Annotated in this window: 15 protein-coding genes and 1 pseudogene; 9 read left to right on the forward strand and 7 right to left on the reverse strand. The window is 71.4% G+C overall.

The window, feature by feature from the left end; translation table 11 throughout:
* Positions 1 to 249, reverse strand: a 249-nt coding sequence (locus ACGFMP_RS34675; RefSeq protein WP_393677688.1) for an endo-1,4-beta-xylanase, incomplete at its 3' end; no start/stop codon positions are given.
* Between the two features lie 1,033 nt (positions 250 to 1,282).
* On the opposite strand from ACGFMP_RS34675, the gene ACGFMP_RS34680 reads away from it, so the two are divergent.
* The 5 genes and pseudogenes from ACGFMP_RS34680 (at position 1,283) to ACGFMP_RS34700 (ending at position 6,552) form a co-directional block, all read left to right on the forward strand.
* Positions 1,283 to 1,576, forward strand: a complete 294-nt coding sequence (locus ACGFMP_RS34680; RefSeq protein WP_393677689.1) for a hypothetical protein — start codon at positions 1,283 to 1,285, stop codon at positions 1,574 to 1,576.
* A 55-nt stretch (positions 1,577 to 1,631) separates the two neighbouring features.
* Positions 1,632 to 2,684 carry a GDSL-type esterase/lipase family protein gene (locus ACGFMP_RS34685; RefSeq protein ID WP_393677690.1) on the forward strand — a complete coding sequence of 351 codons (1,053 nt, stop codon included), beginning with the start codon at positions 1,632 to 1,634 and terminating at the stop codon, positions 2,682 to 2,684.
* A gap of 121 nt (positions 2,685 to 2,805) precedes the next feature.
* Positions 2,806 to 4,743: a cellulose binding domain-containing protein gene (locus tag ACGFMP_RS34690; RefSeq protein ID WP_393677691.1), complete on the forward strand. Its 1,938-nt coding sequence runs from the start codon at positions 2,806 to 2,808 to the stop codon at positions 4,741 to 4,743.
* Positions 4,744 to 4,998: 255 nt separating this feature from the next.
* Positions 4,999 to 5,940: pseudogene (locus tag ACGFMP_RS34695) on the forward strand (arabinofuranosidase catalytic domain-containing protein); the annotation flags it as partial.
* The gene (locus ACGFMP_RS34700; protein WP_393677799.1) at positions 5,920 to 6,552 is read left to right on the forward strand and encodes a cellulose binding domain-containing protein; all 633 of its coding nucleotides are present in this window, start codon (positions 5,920 to 5,922) and stop codon (positions 6,550 to 6,552) included. The pseudogene ACGFMP_RS34695 and the gene ACGFMP_RS34700, both read left to right, overlap by 21 nt.
* A 97-nt stretch (positions 6,553 to 6,649) precedes the next feature.
* On the opposite strand, the gene ACGFMP_RS34705 is transcribed toward ACGFMP_RS34700, so the two are convergent.
* Positions 6,650 to 7,570, reverse strand: a complete 921-nt coding sequence (locus ACGFMP_RS34705) for an SMP-30/gluconolactonase/LRE family protein (RefSeq protein ID WP_393677692.1) — start codon at positions 7,568 to 7,570, stop codon at positions 6,650 to 6,652.
* A gap of 293 nt (positions 7,571 to 7,863) precedes the next feature.
* Here ACGFMP_RS34705 and ACGFMP_RS34710 point away from each other — a divergent pair, with 293 nt between their 5' ends.
* The 3 genes from ACGFMP_RS34710 (at position 7,864) to ACGFMP_RS34720 (ending at position 11,281) form a co-directional block, all read left to right on the forward strand.
* Positions 7,864 to 9,138: an MFS transporter gene (locus tag ACGFMP_RS34710; protein WP_393677693.1), complete on the forward strand. Its 1,275-nt coding sequence runs from the start codon at positions 7,864 to 7,866 to the stop codon at positions 9,136 to 9,138.
* 292 nt (positions 9,139 to 9,430) lie between these two features.
* Positions 9,431 to 9,715, forward strand: coding sequence for a hypothetical protein (locus tag ACGFMP_RS34715; protein ID WP_393677694.1), 285 nt, complete (start codon positions 9,431 to 9,433; stop codon positions 9,713 to 9,715).
* Positions 9,716 to 10,198: 483 nt separating this feature from the next.
* Positions 10,199 to 11,281 carry a ricin-type beta-trefoil lectin domain protein gene (locus ACGFMP_RS34720; RefSeq protein ID WP_393677695.1) on the forward strand — a complete coding sequence of 361 codons (1,083 nt, stop codon included), beginning with the start codon at positions 10,199 to 10,201 and terminating at the stop codon, positions 11,279 to 11,281.
* Between the two features lie 201 nt (positions 11,282 to 11,482).
* Here ACGFMP_RS34720 and ACGFMP_RS34725 read toward each other — a convergent pair whose 3' ends face one another.
* Both ACGFMP_RS34725 and ACGFMP_RS34730 read right to left on the reverse strand, forming a co-directional pair.
* Positions 11,483 to 13,165, reverse strand: a complete 1,683-nt coding sequence (locus tag ACGFMP_RS34725) for a phosphodiester glycosidase family protein (protein ID WP_393677696.1) — start codon at positions 13,163 to 13,165, stop codon at positions 11,483 to 11,485.
* A gap of 495 nt (positions 13,166 to 13,660) precedes the next feature.
* Positions 13,661 to 14,011 (reverse strand): aminotransferase class III-fold pyridoxal phosphate-dependent enzyme, encoded by a 351-nt coding sequence (locus ACGFMP_RS34730; RefSeq protein ID WP_393677800.1) that lies wholly within the window; start codon positions 14,009 to 14,011, stop codon positions 13,661 to 13,663.
* Positions 14,012 to 14,229: 218 nt separating this feature from the next.
* Between ACGFMP_RS34730 and ACGFMP_RS34735 the strand changes: the two genes are divergently transcribed.
* Positions 14,230 to 14,952 (forward strand): dienelactone hydrolase family protein, encoded by a 723-nt coding sequence (locus ACGFMP_RS34735; RefSeq protein ID WP_393677697.1) that lies wholly within the window; start codon positions 14,230 to 14,232, stop codon positions 14,950 to 14,952.
* A gap of 238 nt (positions 14,953 to 15,190) precedes the next feature.
* Here ACGFMP_RS34735 and ACGFMP_RS34740 read toward each other — a convergent pair whose 3' ends face one another.
* The 3 genes from ACGFMP_RS34740 to ACGFMP_RS34750 form a co-directional block, all read right to left on the reverse strand.
* Positions 15,191 to 15,775 (reverse strand): Chromate resistance protein ChrB, encoded by a 585-nt coding sequence (locus tag ACGFMP_RS34740; RefSeq protein ID WP_393677699.1) that lies wholly within the window; start codon positions 15,773 to 15,775, stop codon positions 15,191 to 15,193.
* A gap of 73 nt (positions 15,776 to 15,848) precedes the next feature.
* The gene (locus ACGFMP_RS34745) at positions 15,849 to 16,058 is read right to left on the reverse strand and encodes a hypothetical protein (protein WP_393677701.1); all 210 of its coding nucleotides are present in this window, start codon (positions 16,056 to 16,058) and stop codon (positions 15,849 to 15,851) included.
* The gene (locus tag ACGFMP_RS34750; protein WP_393677703.1) at positions 16,058 to 16,834 is read right to left on the reverse strand and encodes a COG4280 domain-containing protein; all 777 of its coding nucleotides are present in this window, start codon (positions 16,832 to 16,834) and stop codon (positions 16,058 to 16,060) included. The genes ACGFMP_RS34745 and ACGFMP_RS34750 overlap by 1 nt, the downstream gene beginning before the upstream one ends.
* Positions 16,835 to 16,947 lie beyond the last annotated feature (113 nt).

The following is a 16,947-nucleotide window of genomic DNA, read 5'->3' on the forward strand; positions in this document are numbered from 1 at the left end:
CCCACGAGACGGCTCCGTGGTGTCCCACTTCATCTCGTTCTCCGGGGTGATCATGTTGAATTCCCGGTCGAGAATCGTCGAGTACGTCGAATTGCTCAACCTCCCCGCAGCCACCGCCGTACCGAAGTACCGCCCCGTCTGCGCCGCGGCCGAACCCAGCGAACCCGCCGCCGCGGCATGAGTGGCGAAGGTGCCCATACCCACGACCGCCATTGCAGCGCTGACCGCTATTCCGGTGATCGTGGCCACGGTATTTCTACGGCGGCCACCTCTCCTGAACCATGACATTGCCGGATTTCTCCTTTACGTGGGGGGAAGGCATCCGCCGAAAGCCGATGCCCGTGCTGGAGCCGACACACCAGGACTCCTGGGCGCTGACGGCTCCCTTGCCGCGCCCAGGAGGAATAGGGTGAGTTAGCGCTAACACACCTGCGTGAGGGGCGGGCGGTCCGCCTACCCCACCGGGCAGCCGGAAGCCGGGGGCCATCCTTCCGCGCGGAAGAACGTCCCACGAACCCCGACGCGTCGACGGACGCAATGTCGCACTGCTCGCCGCGGACAGCCGAGGGGTGGTCAGCCTGCGGCTCGGTGAGCGTTAACATTCATTCCGCCCCATTCGCTGTGCGATGCGACTCTGGGAGCTGTGCCCTGGTGTCCGAAACTTCCGAACGCTTGACGAACGTTTCGGGCACTCTAGGTCACCGACCCGGTGGCGTCAATGCGTTGGGCGGACTCCCTCCGGCGTCGAGGACGGCACCCTGACCGGAGCCGGCGGTGACGCCTGATGGGACTCCTGCGGCTCGGCGGGCCGGCTGCGGCATGGGTTGACACCACACATCCCGGGGTGCAAAGTGCCGTCGTCGGAGCTGACGTGTTTCCCATGGATCGGCACCCATGGGCGTGTTAGCGCTCACACCCACCCTCGCGCTGCCCTTGCCCACCCCCCACTGCAAGGAGAACACCGCGTGAACTCCCGAAACTCGCCCCCGCCCGGAAACCTCACCGCACGACACGGTCCGCGTCCGGCTTCGAGGCCGCGGCGGGCAGTGTCATCCTGCGACGCGGATGCGCGCATGCCTGAGTGAGAGTGGGCGTCGACTGTCGACTCTGTTGCCGCCTCCGGCTCGACGACGCGGCGGACGGCCGTGGCGCAGGTGTGGAGACCTCCCCTCTTCCGCGCGTCACCGGTGAAAGTACTGCCCGGCAGAACGGCCACTTCGTCGGCCTGCGCGGCCAAGCGCCACTGCGTCAAGGCCCCCGCCCGGCTGACCACGAGCAGGCCATGCGGCAGGTCGCCGACCACGCCACACCGCTGATGGCATGGGCCATGCACATGGCTCCCACCCCGACGTCGACAGTCGCCGCCCTCCGTCTCCTGGCTTACGGCGCGCAACAGCCGCCGTGGGTGCCGGTGTCGGTGCCGGTTTCGGTGGATGCCCTCCTGCGCCCCGGTGCCGTCACCGCGTCGTTCCCGACGTACGCGTGCCGGCAGTTCGCGAGGATCGCGGCTCGCGATTTCCGGACCGACGTCACCATCCACGACCGGGACGAGAACGCACATCCCCTCACACCGTGACCGGGGCGGTCCCGCTGGACCGCCCGGCCCCTCCCCCACCAGATGAGGACACCTCATGAGAAGACCTCTGACCGCTCTCCTCCTCGCCCTTGCCGCAGCTTTGTGCGTCCCAGGCGCCGTGGAGGCGACCGCCGCGGCGACCGCCGCGGCGGCCCCCGTGTCGGCCCCCGCGGCATCGACGACCGCGCTGCGGCTGATGCCTTTGGGTGATTCGATCACCTGGGGCGTCGGAAGCAGCACGGGCAACGGATACCGTGCCGCGCTGCACGACGAACTGGCAGCCGACGGGCACCCGATGGACTTCGTCGGTTCCCTGCGCGGCGGTGCCATGTCCGACCCGGACAACGAGGGGCACTCCGGCTACCGCATCGACCAGGTGGCCGCCCTCACCGACGCGGCCTTGGCTCGCTACCAGCCCAATGTCGTCACCCTGGAGATCGGCACCAACGACCTGAACGGGAATTACCAGGTCTCCACGGCCACCACCCGGCTCAGGTCGCTCGTCGACCAGATCACCCGCGACGTCCCGGGCGCCACCGTGCTGGTCGCCTCCCTCGTCGTGTCCACCAGCGGGACGGAAGAGCAGTACCGCGGCGCGTACAACCAGGCCATCCCCGGCATCGTGCAAAACGAACAGGCCGCGGGCAAGCACGTCGGCTACGTCGACATGAGCGCGGTGACCACCGCCGACCTCTCCGACTCCCTGCACCCGAACGACACCGGCTACCAGAAGATGGCCGACGCCTTCCACAAGGGCGTCCAGGCAGCGGACAGTGCGGGCTGGCTCGGCGGTGGGAACACCGGCGGCGATTCGGGCGCGTGCACTGCCACCTACACCACGACCAACTCCTGGTCCGGCGGCTTCCAGGGCGAGGTCAAGGTCACAGCGGGCAGCACAGCCGTCAACGGCTGGACCGTGCACTGGACCCTCGGCAACGGTCAGAGCATCAGCCAGGTCTGGAACGGCACCCTGAGCACCAGCGGATCGAGCGTGACCGTCAAGAACGCCTCGTACAACGGCACCCTGCAACCGTCCGCGTCCACCACCTTCGGCTTCCTCGCCAACGGCACACCGACCACCCCCACCCTCACCTGCACCACCCCCTGAGACGAACAAGCGTGCGGGGCCCCGTCCGGGCCTCGCACGGGGCCCGTGCGGGGCCCCGCACCGCCCGCCCCCACCGGCCCGGACCGAAGCACGAATCCCCCACTCAGCCCAGGAGTAAGCCATGACATCACTGCAGGACGCATCAACGAGCGCAGGGTCGAAGTCCCCGAGCCGGAGGGCTGTGCTGGTGGCGTTGGGGGTGCTGCCCGTCCTTTCCGTCGCGCTGCCGCATTCCAGTGCGGCAGCTGCGGCGGCGGCCGCCGTGGTCGTCGACCCGTCCGCGCGGCGGCAGACGATCCGGGGCTTCGGCGGCATGAACCATCCGGCCTGGGCCGGTGACCTGACGGCTGCCCAGCGGGACACCGCCTTCGGGAACGGCAGCGGCCAGCTGGGGTTCTCGATCCTGCGCATCCACGTCGACGAGAACAAGGCGAACTGGGGCGCGGAGGTGGCCACCGCGCAGCGGGCGGTCGCCCACGGCGCGATCGTGTTCGCCTCGCCGTGGAATCCCCCTGCCGGCATGGTCGAGACGTTCACCCACGGGAGCCAGACCGACGCCAAGCGGCTGCGGCACGACATGTACGGCGCCTATGCGCAGCATCTGAACGACTTCACCGCGTTCATGAAGAGCAACGGGGTGGATCTGTACGCGATCTCGATCCAGAACGAGCCCGACTACGCGTCGACGTGGACGTGGTGGACGGCGAGCGAGATCGTCACCTTCCTGCGCGACAACGCCGGCTCCATCGGCACCAGGGTCATCGCCCCGGAGTCCTTCCAGTACATCAAGAGCATGTCGGATCCGATCCTCAACGACCCGACGGCCCTGGCCAACATGGACATCCTCGGCGCCCACCTCTACGGCACGGCCTTCTCGAACTTCCCCTACCCCCTGTTCCAGCAGAAGGGGCAGGGCAAGGAACTCTGGATGACCGAGGTCTACTACCCCAACAGCACCGATTCGGCCGACCTGTGGCCCGCGGCACTCGGCGTCGGGGAGCACATGCACCACGCCATGGTGGACGCCGAGTTCCAGGCGTACGTGTGGTGGTACATCCGGCGCAGCTACGGCCCGATGCGCGAGGACGGGCAGATCAGCAAGCGGGGCGCCATGATGGCGCACTTCTCGAAATACATCCGTCCCGGGTACGTGCGGATCAACGCGACCTCCAACCCCCAGACCAACGTGTACACCTCGGCCTACACCGGTGGCTCCACGGTGGTCATCGTGGCCGTGAACAAGGCGACGAGCGCGGTCAGCCAGCAGTTCACCCTGGCGAACACCACGGCGACCGGTCTGGCCTCCTACGTCACGGACTCCAGCAGGACCCTCGCGACCCTGAGCGGGCCCAGCCTGGCGGGCGGCACCCTGTCCGCCACCCTCCCCGCGCAGAGCATCACCACCTTCGTCGTCACCGTGGGCACCTCCGGCGGGGCCGACACCACGCCGCCCAGCGCGCCAGGTGCACCCACCGCCAGCGCGCTCACCGCGTCATCGGTCGCACTGAGCTGGGCGGCCGCCACCGACAACGTGGGCGTGACCGGCTACGACGTGGTGCGGTTCAGCGGCAGCACCGAGACCGTCGCCGCGTCCACCACCGTCACCAGTACCACCGTCACCGGCCTGAGCGCCGGCACCGCCTACACCTTCGCCGTCTACGCCCGCGACGCCGCCGGCAACCGCTCCACCCGCAGCAGCAGCGTCACCGTTCTCACCAGCACCACCGGCGGCTCAACGGGCGGCTGCGGGATCGGCTACCAGGTCACGGGAAGCTGGAGCGGCGGCTTCCAAGGCGAGATCGCCATCCACAACACCGGCACCACCGCCCTCACCGGCTGGACCCTCGCCTTCACCTTCACCGCAGGCCAGACCATCACCCAGATGTGGGGCGGCACCCCCACGCAGAACGGCAGCACCGTGACCGTGGCACCGGTCGACTACACCCGCAGCATCCCCGCCGGCGGCTCCGTCAGCATCGGCTTCCTCGCCAACCAGGGCAGCACCAACCCCGCTCCGACCGCCTTCACACTCAACGGCGGTACCTGCGCCACTGCCTGATGCGCAGCCATGCGGCCCCGGCGGCGGCCTGGTGGGGCGCCGGCCCGGCACCGCACAGGGCGCTGCTCCCGACGTTCGTGGTCAGCCGGGTTTCCGGGTGACGTGGGAATTTCCAGACAGAAGAGGATCAAGACAATGTTGCAGATGTGGTGGCGCCGGTTCCGGCGTGGTCTTCTCGGCGCCGGACTGGCGGTGATGGTCGCTGCCGGTGTTCTGGCGGGGACGGCGCCGTCGTCGCAGGCGGCGACGCAACAGCCGTGCGACATCTACGCGGCGGGTGGCACACCCTGCGTGGCCGCGCACAGCACGGTCCGCGCGCTGTACGGCGCCTACACCGGGAGTCTCTACCAGGTACGCAGGTCGTCCGACAGCACCACCAGGAACATCGCGGTGGTGAGCGCGGGCGGCCATGCCGACGCCGCGGCACAGGACGCCTTCTGTGCCGGCACCACCTGCGTGATCACCACCGTCTACGACCAGTCCGGCCACGGCAACAACCTGGGCTACCAGGGGCCCGGCGGGGTCGGTGGATCCGACACCGCCGCCAGCGCGACCTCCGAGTCGCTGACCGTCGGCGGGGCCAAGGCGTACTCGCTGTACATCAAGCCGGGCAACAGCTACTGGCGGGACGGCCACCTGACCGGCGTCCCCACCGGCAGCGCCCCTGAGGGCGCGTACATGGTGACCAGCGGCACTCACGTCAACAGCGGCTGCTGCTTCGACTACGGCAACAGCGAGACCGACCGCAGGGCCGACGGCGCGGGCGCCATGGACGCCATCTACTTCGGCACCAGTTGCTGGTTCGGCGGCTGCTCCGGCTCAGGGCCGTGGGTGCAGGCCGACCTCGAGTACGGGCTCTACTCCGGTGGCAGCCAGTCCTGGAACAGCAACCAGAAGGCCTTCACCAGCAAGTACGTCACCGCCATGCTCAAGAACAACGGCACCTCCAGGTTCGCGATCAAGGGGGCCAACGCCCAGTCCGGCGGCCTGAGCACCCTGTGGGACGGCGCCCTGCCCCCCGGCTACAGCCCGATGAAAAAGCAAGGTGCGATCATCCTCGGCAGCGGTGGCGACTGCTGCAACGGCAACACCAACCAGTCCCAGGGCACCTTCTACGAAGGCGCCATCGTCGCGGGATACCCCTCCGACGCCACCGACGACGCCGTCCAGGCGAACATCGCCGCCAACGGATACGGATCCGGCACCACCCCGGGCAACACCGTCACGGTCACCAACCCCGGCACGCAGAACGCCACCGCGGGCACCGCGGTCAGCCCTCTGCAGATCCAGGCCGCCGACTCCGCCTCAGGGCAGGCCCTGACCTTCACCGCGGGCGGCCTCCCCAGCGGCCTTTCGATCAGCTCGTCCGGACGGATCACGGGAACACCCACCGCCACGGGAACCTATTCCGTCACGGTGTCCGCCACCGACACCACAGGAGCCAAGGGCTCGGCCTCCTTCACCTGGACCGTCACGGGCAGCGGCTCCACCGGTGGGACCTGCCACGTCACCTACACCAAGTCCAGTGAGTGGCCGGGCGGATTCACCGCCGACCTCACCATCGGCAACACCGGAGCCACTCCCGTGAACGGCTGGTCCCTCACCTTCAGCTTCCCGGGGGATCAGAAGATCACCAACGGCTGGAACGCCACGGTGAGCCAGTCGGGCAGCTCGGTCACCGCCACCAACGCCTCCTACAACGCCACCATCAACCCCGCAGGCAGCGCTTCCTTCGGCTTCCAGGGCACGTACACCTCCAGCGACGCCCCACCGACCGCCTTCACTGTGAACGGCACCACCTGCACCTGATGCGTCGGAGTCGAGAGGGCCGTGCCGCCGGAAGCCCGGTGGCACGGCCCTCTCGTCCTTGAGGTGCCGCTGCACGGCGGACCACCTCGTCGCTCGGTCAGGACGGCAGGGCGATTTCCAGCAGGGCGTTCTCGACCAGGCTGCCCAGGTAGAGACGCCCGCCGACGGCGCAGGCGCTGGTGACCATCCGGTAGTGCAGGTCGCCGCGCTGCATGTCGTGCACGACGCGGCCTTCGACGTCCACCGCGAGGGCCCAGGCGGTCGGCCGTGCATCGGGCTGGAAACGTGGCGGCACCCGCCAGATCGCCTTCCGCAGCACCGGGTGAAAGCGGTGGAGCCGGTCCAGCAGTGGATCGCGAGGCGCCGCCATGGCGATCCAGATCAGCCCGTCGGAGCCGGTGGAGAGGTTGTCGGGGAAGCCGGGGAGGTTGTCCGTCAGGACATCGGCCTGTCCGGCGCGCGGGCCGGTGAGATGTACCCGGCGCAGCCGGTAGCCGCCTGTTTCGGCGACGGTGACGAAGCTGCCGTCGGCGGCCAGGGTCACGCGGTTGGCGAACTGCAGGCCGTCCAGGATCACCTCGGGCTCCCCTCCTGGGGGCAGGCGGATGAGGCGACCGGTGCCTGAGTGCTCCAGCAGGTCCCCCTTCCAGTGGTCGAGGCTGAACCGGCGGCTCGAGTCGCTGACATACGTCGTTCCGTCGGCGGCGGTGGCGGCGTTGCTGCAGCAGGTCAGTCTCTCGCCCCGCACCTCGGTCAGGAGGGTGTCGATACGGCCGCTGTCGGGATCCAGGCGCAGCAGCCCGCGCTGGGCGTCGCACACGAGCAGGCGCCCGTCGGGCAGCGGATGCAGTCCCAGGGGGCGGCCGCCCGTGTGGGCGACCGAACGCACGGTCGCCGCCTCGACGTCCACGGCGAGGATGCTGCCGTCGTCCAGGCCGGTGTACAGGGTGCCCTCGCTGTCGGCGACCACGTCTTCCGGGCCGGTGCCGGGCAGGGGAATGCGGCGCAGCAGTGTCATCGGCTCGCTCCCCGTGCGGCGCCGGGCTCGTGGGGAGGGAGGGGGCGGGCTCCAGCGGACCGGCCGCAGTCCCGGCCTGGATGTCAGCGCATCGAGCTCGGCCGACTCCAAAGTGTGCTCCTGACCGTCGTCACCATGTGTTCGTCGGACACCTCAGTGTGGGCCGGCACAGGCGACACGGCGACCTTCCGGCGACCGGATTCCTGCGGGTGTCGATCCGCGGCCGTCCCGTTCGTCGTTGGTACGGACCCGGGTTCCCGGGGCCACGGACGAGCACAGAGGGAGGCCGCGGGATGGACACGCGGAGGCGGACGGCACGGACGGTCGGGGACGGGAGCGGGCGGTGGCCGGCCACGGCTGTCTTCTTCCTCAACGGGCTGACCCTGTCCACGTCCATCGCCCGGCAGCCGTCGCTGAAGGCCGAACACCACCTGTCCGACGGGCAGGTGGGCGTGCTGGGGCTGCTCTTCGCCGTGGCGGCCATCGTGTGCATGCAGTTCGTCGGGCCGCTGGTGGCGCGGGCGGGCAGCCGGCCGGTGCTGCGCGTGTCGCTGGTGGTCATGCCGCTGCTCCTGGCCCTGGTCGGCCTGGCCGGCAGTTTCGGTGCGCTCGCCGCCGCGACCACCGCGCTCGGCAGCGTGCACGGTACGACGGACGCCGCCATGAACGCGCACGCCGTAGCCGTCGAGCAGCGCGGCGGGCGGCGCATCCTCAGCGGCTGCCATGCCGCCTGGAGCGTCAGTGCCGTCGTGGCATCCCTGGCGACGGCCGGGCTGTCCCGGGCCGGAGTCGCGCTGACCGCGCACTTCCTGGGCGCGGCGGCGGTGCTGGTGGTCGGCGGGCTCATCCTGGGTCCGCTGCTGCTGCCCTCTGCGGCAGATCGCAGGAGCGGGCCGGCTCCGGCACGGCGCGGGCGCCGACTCGCCACCGATCGGCGGGACACGGGGCGCTCGGGTGGTGCCTGGCGCGGGGCCTTCGTGGTGCTCGGGCTGGGCGGTACGGCGCTGATGGTCTGCGAGGGGGCCGCGCTCGGCTGGGGGCCGATCTTCCTCCACGACAGTCGTGGCGTCTCGCTGGGCCTCGCCGCGACCGCGGTCACGGCTTACGCGGCGGGCCAGACCGCCGTACGCGTGGTCGGTGACCGCCTGGCCACCCGCTACGGCGCCGGAAAGGTCTTCCGCACCAGCGGGCTCGTCGCGGCCGTGGGGCTTGCCGTGGCGGTGCTGCCGGCCGCACCGATGGCCGCGGTCGCCGGGTTCGCCGTGATGGGCGCCGGGATGTCGGTCCTGCTGCCACTGGCCTTCAGCGCGGTCGGCCGGATGGAGGGGATGAGCACGGCCACCGCGGTGTCGCGCTTCACCACCTTCACCTACACGGGGGTGCTGCTCGGCCCGGCGGCAGTGGGGTGGGCCGCCGAACTGGCGGGCCTGACCAGGACGCTGGCCGCGCTGCTCCCCGTACTCCTGGCCGTCGCCCTCCTCACCCGGCTGCCCGACCCCCGGCACGTACCGGAAACACAGCCCGCTCTCCTGGGCGCCGACGCCCCGCTACCGGCGGGCAACCGGTGAAAGGCCTCGGCCTGATCCGGAAAATGCGCAGGCCTGCGGTTGCGTATCCGGGACGGACCACCCGGGCGTGGGCCGCTGTCCCGCTCAGACTTTCCGCCGGGACTTCCGCATGCGGCGCGCGGCGTATCCGGTCCCCGAATCGCCTAACACCGCGGTTCCACGAATGCTGACATCGCATCACAACGAGTGTCATTACTGGCGCGCCGCGGCGTCGAAGCGGCTGCCCGGCGCGACTGTTGGCGTGTTCGACCCGTGCAGGCGCATGGGGCGCCTGCTCCGACAGGAGATCCGTATGCGTATTTCCCGCTTTGCCGCCGCGCTCGGCGTGGCAGTCGTCGTCGTGATGGGCGGTGCCTCGATGGCCTCCGCGGCCACGCCGTCCGAGTCCGGCCACTCCGCGGCGCACCACCGCGACGACCGGGGCGACGACCGCTCCGCGCACCACCGCGACGACCGGGGCGACCACCGCTCCGCGCACCAGCACAACCGCCACCACGACGGCGCCCGGTGGAAGCACCACCACCGCCACCACCACCACAACCACTCGGGCGGTCACCGCCACCACCGGGGTCGCTGAGCCGCGGTTGCGTCGACAGGGCGCCCTCCGGATCCCCGGAGGGCGCCTTTCGGCCGCCTGGACGGTGAGGATTCCCGCCGCGTCCCGCCGTTGGGCAGCAGGGACCCCCGGGCATCCTGGCCGACGCGGCGCGAGGTGGCTCCTCCCCCGTGGAGAATTCCGGCCGGCCGCAGGATCCTCCCGCGACCGGTATGAAACCGTCGCCTGCGGAAGCCTCGCACAAGAAGAAATCCGAGAGATTTCATCCGCACTCCACACATGGGGAGATCCGCGGCCAGCGGAAGGTCAGACGACTTGCCGGTAATCAGAGGTGAGCTGCACCGGCACATGCGCATACGCTTTCCCCCGGGACGATCTGCTTCTTGAAACCATTGCCCACCCCTATGGGAATCATAGGTTTCTCCCGGCAGGTCATCCGCGCCGATTCCCCCTTCTGGCAAGCCGGTTGGGCCGCCAGGACAGGGCTGACAGGAGGAGATGCATTTGCGCAGGAACACGAGCCGATTCCTGGCCTTCCGCTCGGGTGCGGTCGTGGTCGCGCTCCTGGGGGCCGTGCTCGGAGGCGCCGTCCCCGCCATGTCCGCGACGCCCGGCGACAGCAGCCCGTACAGCACCCGTGTGGTCCCGACCGTCGAGAACCCCGAGTCGGCCACCGCCGCGGAATTGGCCGCCGCACCGCCGGCCGACGTGCCCCCGGCCGGCAGGACCACCGCGTCCACCGACGGCAGGGTGCAGGCGCTGAGCGCCACCAATGGGGACGTGGCGCGATCCGAGATGATCGCCCGGGCGCAGCAGTGGGTCGACGAAGGGGTTCCGTACAGCCAGTCCGCGTACTGGACGGACTCCAACGGCACCTACCGGCAGGACTGCTCCGGCTTCGTCTCCATGGCCTGGCGCCTGGACCTGAGCCGCACCACCTCCACGCTTCCCGCTGTCTCCACCCGGCTCGGCAGCCTCGACGTCCTGCAGCCCGGCGACATGATCGACACGAACACCTCCGCCATGGAGCACGTGGTGCTCTTCAAGGCGTGGACGGACTCCTCCCACACCACCGCCATCATCATGGAGGAGGCCCACTCGGGCACCGACGCCCGCGTGTCCCAGTACTCGCGCAGCTACCTCACCTCCAACGGGTTCATCCCCTACCGGTACAACCGCGCGCTGGACCACCCGCAGTACGCGAACGCCAGGAGCGGGCTGTGCCTGTCGGTGTCGGGCGGCGGCAGCACGGCGGACGGCGCCGAGGTCATCCAGTGGACCTGCAACGGCGGACCCGAGCAGCAGTGGAGGTGGAACGGCAGCCAGCTCGTCAACGACAAGAGCGGCAAGTGCCTGTCGGTGTCGGGCGGCGGCAGCACGGCCGAGGGCGCCGACGTCATCCAGTGGACCTGCAACAGCGGGCCCGAGCAGCAGTGGAGCTACCAGCCGCACACCGGTGAGTGGACGAACGCCAACGGCCGCTGCCTCTCCGTCTCGGGTGGCGGCAGCACCACCGCGGGGGCGCAGGTCGTCCAGTGGTCCTCGACCGGCGGCGACGAGCAGAAGTGGTGGGCCTCGGCCGCCTGACCCGCCCGCCGCCGGCCGGCCCCACGGATCACGGCGGATGCGCCCCACACCACCGGCCTGCCGGGGCGACCGCCGCTCCACCGCCCGATGCCCACCGGCCATGAACCGGTGGGCATCGGGCAGCGGGAGCCGGGAGCGCGGCACCATCGCGGGCCCGAGCCGGCGTCGCCCCGGTCCGCGGACAAGGCGGGCGCCGCCTGCTCAGCGCCCGGGCAGGACCTGGACGGTGTCGCCGACGGCCCGCTCACCGGCCGCGTCCGAGGTGGAGTTGACCAGAGTGCCGTCCACCGCCATCGCGGTGGAGCCGCCGCCGTCCAGGTTGAGTGCCTGGACCGCGCCCAGCGAGCGGATGAAGGACGCGGCCTCGTTCAGCGTGAAGCCCTCACTGCCGCCGGCCAGCCTGCCGTCGACCGTGGCGAGGATCAGCCGGCCGCGCGCGTCGACACCCGCGAGGGTCCGCGGCTGGCGGGTCTCGGACCAGGCGTAACCGTACGAGAGGTCCTTCGGGTCCATGGTGCCCTCGCGGACTGCGTCGATGCCGATCCGGCCGTTCCTCACCAGGACGGGGGCGGCGCTGACGATGCTGTCGCGGGAGCCGAGCACGACCCGGCCGCCCCGCTCGTCCCTGATCTCCTCGTCGACCCGGATGGTGCGGCCGGCGACGGCGTGCGCGGACAGCCAGTCCCCCGCGGTGCCGATGCCCTGAAGCACGTGGTCGCCCGCCGGAAGGACGCCGCCGCGCGCGCCGACCGACACCACCAGGCCTGCGGCGTCCAGCACCACCTGGGTGCCTGCGCCGGTGGGCAGCGGGGCGCCGAACGCGCCGGTGAAGAGCACCGCGTCGTCGGCGAGCCTGCAGGTGACGTCCTGCCAGGGCAGGGCGCTGGGCTGCGCGCCAGGACGCCCGCAGTCGCGCACCGTGCCGGGTACGCGGTTGATGCCCTGCACCGCCAGCGAGGCGCCGCGGGCGCGCGCGGTGACCTCGGTGGTCAGGTTGGCGACGCGGAAGTCGCGCCCGCCTTTCCCGATGACCAGCGCGGCCCGGGAGCCGGCGGCCATCGACTGCAACTGCCCGCTGTACGCCCCGACGCCGGACTGCGTGCCCTGGACGCCGTCGGCGTCGGCGGTGACGAAGAAGCCCGCGTTCACGCCGACCAGCGAGCCGAGCTTGGCCGCGACCGATGACGTGGTCTCGCGCTGGGTGACGCTGCCGTCGTGGGTGCCCTCGACGGTGCCCTTGAACAGGCGCGGGTCGATGACGGCGACGTGGACGTTCTCCCGGTCGGCCGGGGTCTGCGCGTCGTAGCCCGTCCACTGCACGGCGGCGTGGAAGCCCGCCGCGGTGACGCTCTTCGCGGCGGCCGTGGCCTCGGCCTGCGTGGCGTATGAGCCGACACGCACCCGCTCGCCCATGCTGCCGTGCGGTACGCCCGTGTACGCGGGCCACGCGATGTCCTCCACGCGGGGGGCGAGCCCGGCGGCCCTGAGGGTGGCGGCGGTGGCCGTGGCCCAGCCGGCGGCGGCCACGTCGGACCACGAGGCGGCACCGGTCAGCCGGCTGGTCCCCGGGGCCTGCACGGTGATCGTCCACGCGGGTACGGAGCCGGCGCGGGTCAGCGTGCCGGTGCGCACCTGGACCCCGGGCGCCACGTCCTGCGTCGTCCACCGCCAGCTGCCCGCGGTGGCAGCCTTGCCGGCGGCGGCGGGGGAGGCGGGGGTGGTGGCGGTGGCGCCGACCGCGGTCAGGCCGGTGATGGCGAGGCTCATCGCCAGAGCTGCGGCGGCGAGAGGCCGCCGCCTGCTGTGCCGGACCACCGGGCCAAGCGGTGCGGCGGCGGCCGCGAGAGCGGCCAGGGGGCGGGAAGGATGTTCGAACCGGCGCATGCGCGGGCCTCCTGGTGCGGCAGGACACAAGTGTGCAGTCGCCCATCCGACCCCTGAGGGGGAACCGGCAGGGCACCCGGGATCGACTTCCGCGGGAACCGGACGTGAAATGCGCTGCCCTCCGGGCGCGTTGCACCGATCCGCGAGGGTATGCAGCGGCCCCGTCGCCTCTGGTCGGCGGGCCGGGAGCACCCGTGACATGGCGGTGACGGAGCGTCGGTTCCCAGGTCGCCGCGGACACCTCGGCCACCGCGCGGGCGAGGATGTCCAGCGCCTGGGCTCCGCGATGACGGCTGCGACGTCGCCCTGTACGTCGAGCGTGTGGTCGATGTGGTCGGCCGGCCGCTCATGGGCGCGCCCGTCGGTGCCGAAGAACCGCTCCGCGAGGTGCGGCGGCGGCACGTACTCGGTGCCGGGCAGGAGCGGTCCCGCGGTGGCGCGGAACAGCGCCTCGCCCCCACCGAGATGCCGTCGCGGTTCGCCCCGTGGAACGGGTCACATCGAGACGGCCTTGTGCCGGCCGGTCGCCGACCGGGCCGGTTGGAGCGCCGTTCCCACGGCGCCTGCCCCGCTCGGCGCGAGCAGCACCTTGTCCAGGTCGCCGGGGCACAGGCCCGCGAGGCGGCGTGCCAGCTCGATCGAGGGCAGGTTGGTGCAGCGGCGTGGTGAGAAGGGCAGGGTGTCGAATTCTCGTCTGGTCGCCTCGACGAGGGCCGGGCCGTACCCGACCTGGTGGACGCTGTTGCCGTGGAAGTCCGGGATCGTCCGGCCGTCGGGATCCTCCAGCAGGCTGCCGTGCGCGCCGGCGACCGCGTCGAGGCACGGCGTCGACAGCGACTGGCGCAGAGGGCGCGGGGCAGGTCGTCGGCGCGGGGTACGGGCACGGTCCGCGCGAAACCCGTTTGCGGACGGCGGGGAGCGTTGTTAACCTCCGCGAGGCCGTGCGAGACAACCAGGAGGTGGTACCCGTGAACACAGTATCGACATGGGTGCTCCCCGCTGGGGTCACGGTCGGGCGATAGCCGTCCGGGAGCGCCGTTCAAGAGCTCCCGAAAGGCACGACCATGCAGTTCACTTCCGAACAGCGCCTCGACGACGGCGTCCTCGAGCGCGAATTCACCCTCGGCGAGATCCCCGGAACCCTGTGGACGCCAGGATCCACCCCGGCCCCGCTGGTCCTGATGGCCCACAACAACGGCCTGCCCAAGGCGGATCCCCGACTGGTGGCCCGGGCCAGGTACACCGCGGCGCGCGGCTACACGGTGGCCTCCATCGACGCCGCCGGATGCGGTACCCGTCCCCGTTCCGCCCCCGACGAACAGGCCCGTGCCGACCTCAGGCGGGCGATGCAGGCCGGCGAGCCGGTCGACGAGATCATGGAATCCTTCATCGGCCCGCTGGTCGAGAACGCGGCCCCAGAATGGCAGACCACACTGGACGCCCTCCTCGCACTGCCCGGGATCGCCGGCCCGGTCGGGTACTCAGGGGGGTGGACCGCCCTCGGCATCCGGCTGGCGGTGGTCGAGCCGCGCATCGCGGCCGCGGGCTTCTTCGCCGGAGGGTACGTGCCCCGCGCCCAGCGGCAGGAGGCCCGGCAGGTCACCATCCCGCTGATGTTCCTGCTGCAGTGGGACGACGAGGGCAACCCCCGGCAACGGGCTCTCTACCTGTTCGACGCCTTCGGCAGCAAGGAGAAGACGCTGCACGCCAACCTGGGAGGGCATACCGGCACTCCGTGGTTCGAGCTGGAGGACGGATGCCGGTTCCTGGACCGCCACCTGAAGTGAGGCGGGACCCTCCGGCGGGCCGCCGGCAGCAGCAGGACTGACCCACCCCGGACGGCGGTGGAGTGCCGGCCGACGGCCGGCACTCCACCCCTCACCGCGCGGCGCGGACGGCTCGCTCGTCCGGCGTCGGCCCATGGAGCCCGGGGTCACGAGGGATGCGGCGAAGCCGACACGCGTACGGAAGTCGGCTTCGCGCACCCTGATCCTGCCGCCTGCCGGGCGGGCGCCCCGCGGTCGCTCAGTGGGCGCCCTCCTCCTCGGCGTACACGCGGGCGGCGTACCCCTCCAGGATCTGCTCGCACCCCTGCACGGCCTCTTTGGCCGCCGCGCGGCCGGAGGCGCCGAGCACGTCGCGTGCTTCGACCTTTCCCAGCCAGGTGCGGAGTTTGGTCAGGTCCTCGTCGTTCTCCTCGAGTTCGGCGAAGGTGAAGTGCTCGGCGTGCTCCTCCTTCTCGATCTCCTTGAGGAAGTCCTGGCACTTGTCGACGATCTCCTCGTACTCGGCGTCCCGGGCGGCGTTGAAGGCGTCCACCGCCTCCGCGTGCCCCGACAGGACGTCGGAGCGCATCAGGAAAGCCGTCCCGCCCATCTCGGTGATCTCGTTGCGGAGCAGCCGCAGGGCTCGTTCGCTCGCGGGGCTGTACGGAAGCGCGGCGACCGCGTTCTGCAGGTAGACCGCACCGAGGTTCTTGATCTTCCGCCACACCCCGGCGCGCAGCCGGGTGGGCTCGGCGGGGATCTTGTAGACGAGTACCAGCCATTGCGCCCCGCCGTCTTCCCGCACGGGGCTGTCCGCCGCGTCCTGGCGCCTTCCACTTCTCACCTGGTCACCCTACCGACCGCGGGACGGCAAGGGCCCGAGGCAGCGGCGGGAGCGGAGACGTCGGCGGGGGGCTTCACCCCCTGCCGGAGCCTCGGACGGCCCGGGCCAGCGACCAGCCGAGCAGCAGGACGGCTGCCCCGGGCGGGAACCACCAGGCGGGCACCCCGGCTCGGGCCAGAGCCGCGGTGGCGCCCAGCGCGACCACGACCCCGGCGAAGATGCGCCAGTCGTCGCCGACGACGAAGTCGTACCAGAACGCCGCGAACGCCCTCAGTGCACGCATCAGCCGACCTCCGCCGTCCCGGCACCGGCCGGTGGCTTCTCCGCGCGCCGGGCGCGCTCCGTCCGCAGCAGCCGCACCGCGCCGAGGGAGACCGCGGTGACGAAGCCCAGCACGACGGGCAGTGCGGCGTCCCCGCCCGGCCAGTGCGCACCGGCGCCCTCCGCACCCCAGAAGCAGCCGAAGGAGGTGAGCATCACCGCCACGACGAACTTCATCGTGTTCTCCGGCACCCGGGCGAGCGGCGCGCGCACCGCGACCCCGGCGGTGACCACCACGCCCACCGCGGCGAGCGCGCCGAGGGCCGCCAGCGGGACGCTGCCCTGATTCGCGCCGAAGGTCAGCACGATGAACACCACCTCCAGGCCTTCCAGGAGCACTCCCTTGAACGACAGGGCGAAGGCGTACCAGTCCCGCACGCCGGCTCGCCCGCCCTCCCCCGCGGCGCCGGCCTCAGCGATGTGCCGGGCGTAGATCGCCTCCTCGTCGTGGACGGCCTTGAAACCGCCGGCCCGCAGCACCGCCTTGCGCAACCACTGCAGGCCGAAGACCAGCAGCAGGCCGCCGACGACCAGCCGGAGCGCGTCGAGTGGAAGGCGGGTGAGGGCGGGACCCAGTGCGGCCACGATCACCCCGAGGACAGCCAGTCCCGACGCCGCGCCCTGAAGCGTCGAACGCCAGCCGCGGGACACGCCCATGGCCAGCACGATCGTCAGGGCCTCGACCGCCTCCACCGCGCAGGCCAGAAAGACCGACACCACCAGGAACACGGCCGTCATGGCGGACTCCTCGACGCGGGCCTGACCTCATTGCGGGGATCTGCGTTACGACTCAAATCTAACAGTCGTTACTCTCCAGCGCGAGTGTGACGCGGCCGGCCGCCCCTCCCGGC

The sequence above is a fragment of the Streptomyces sp. NPDC049040 genome (assembly GCF_043197715.1).
Taxonomy (GTDB): Bacteria; Actinomycetota; Actinomycetes; order Streptomycetales; family Streptomycetaceae; genus Actinacidiphila.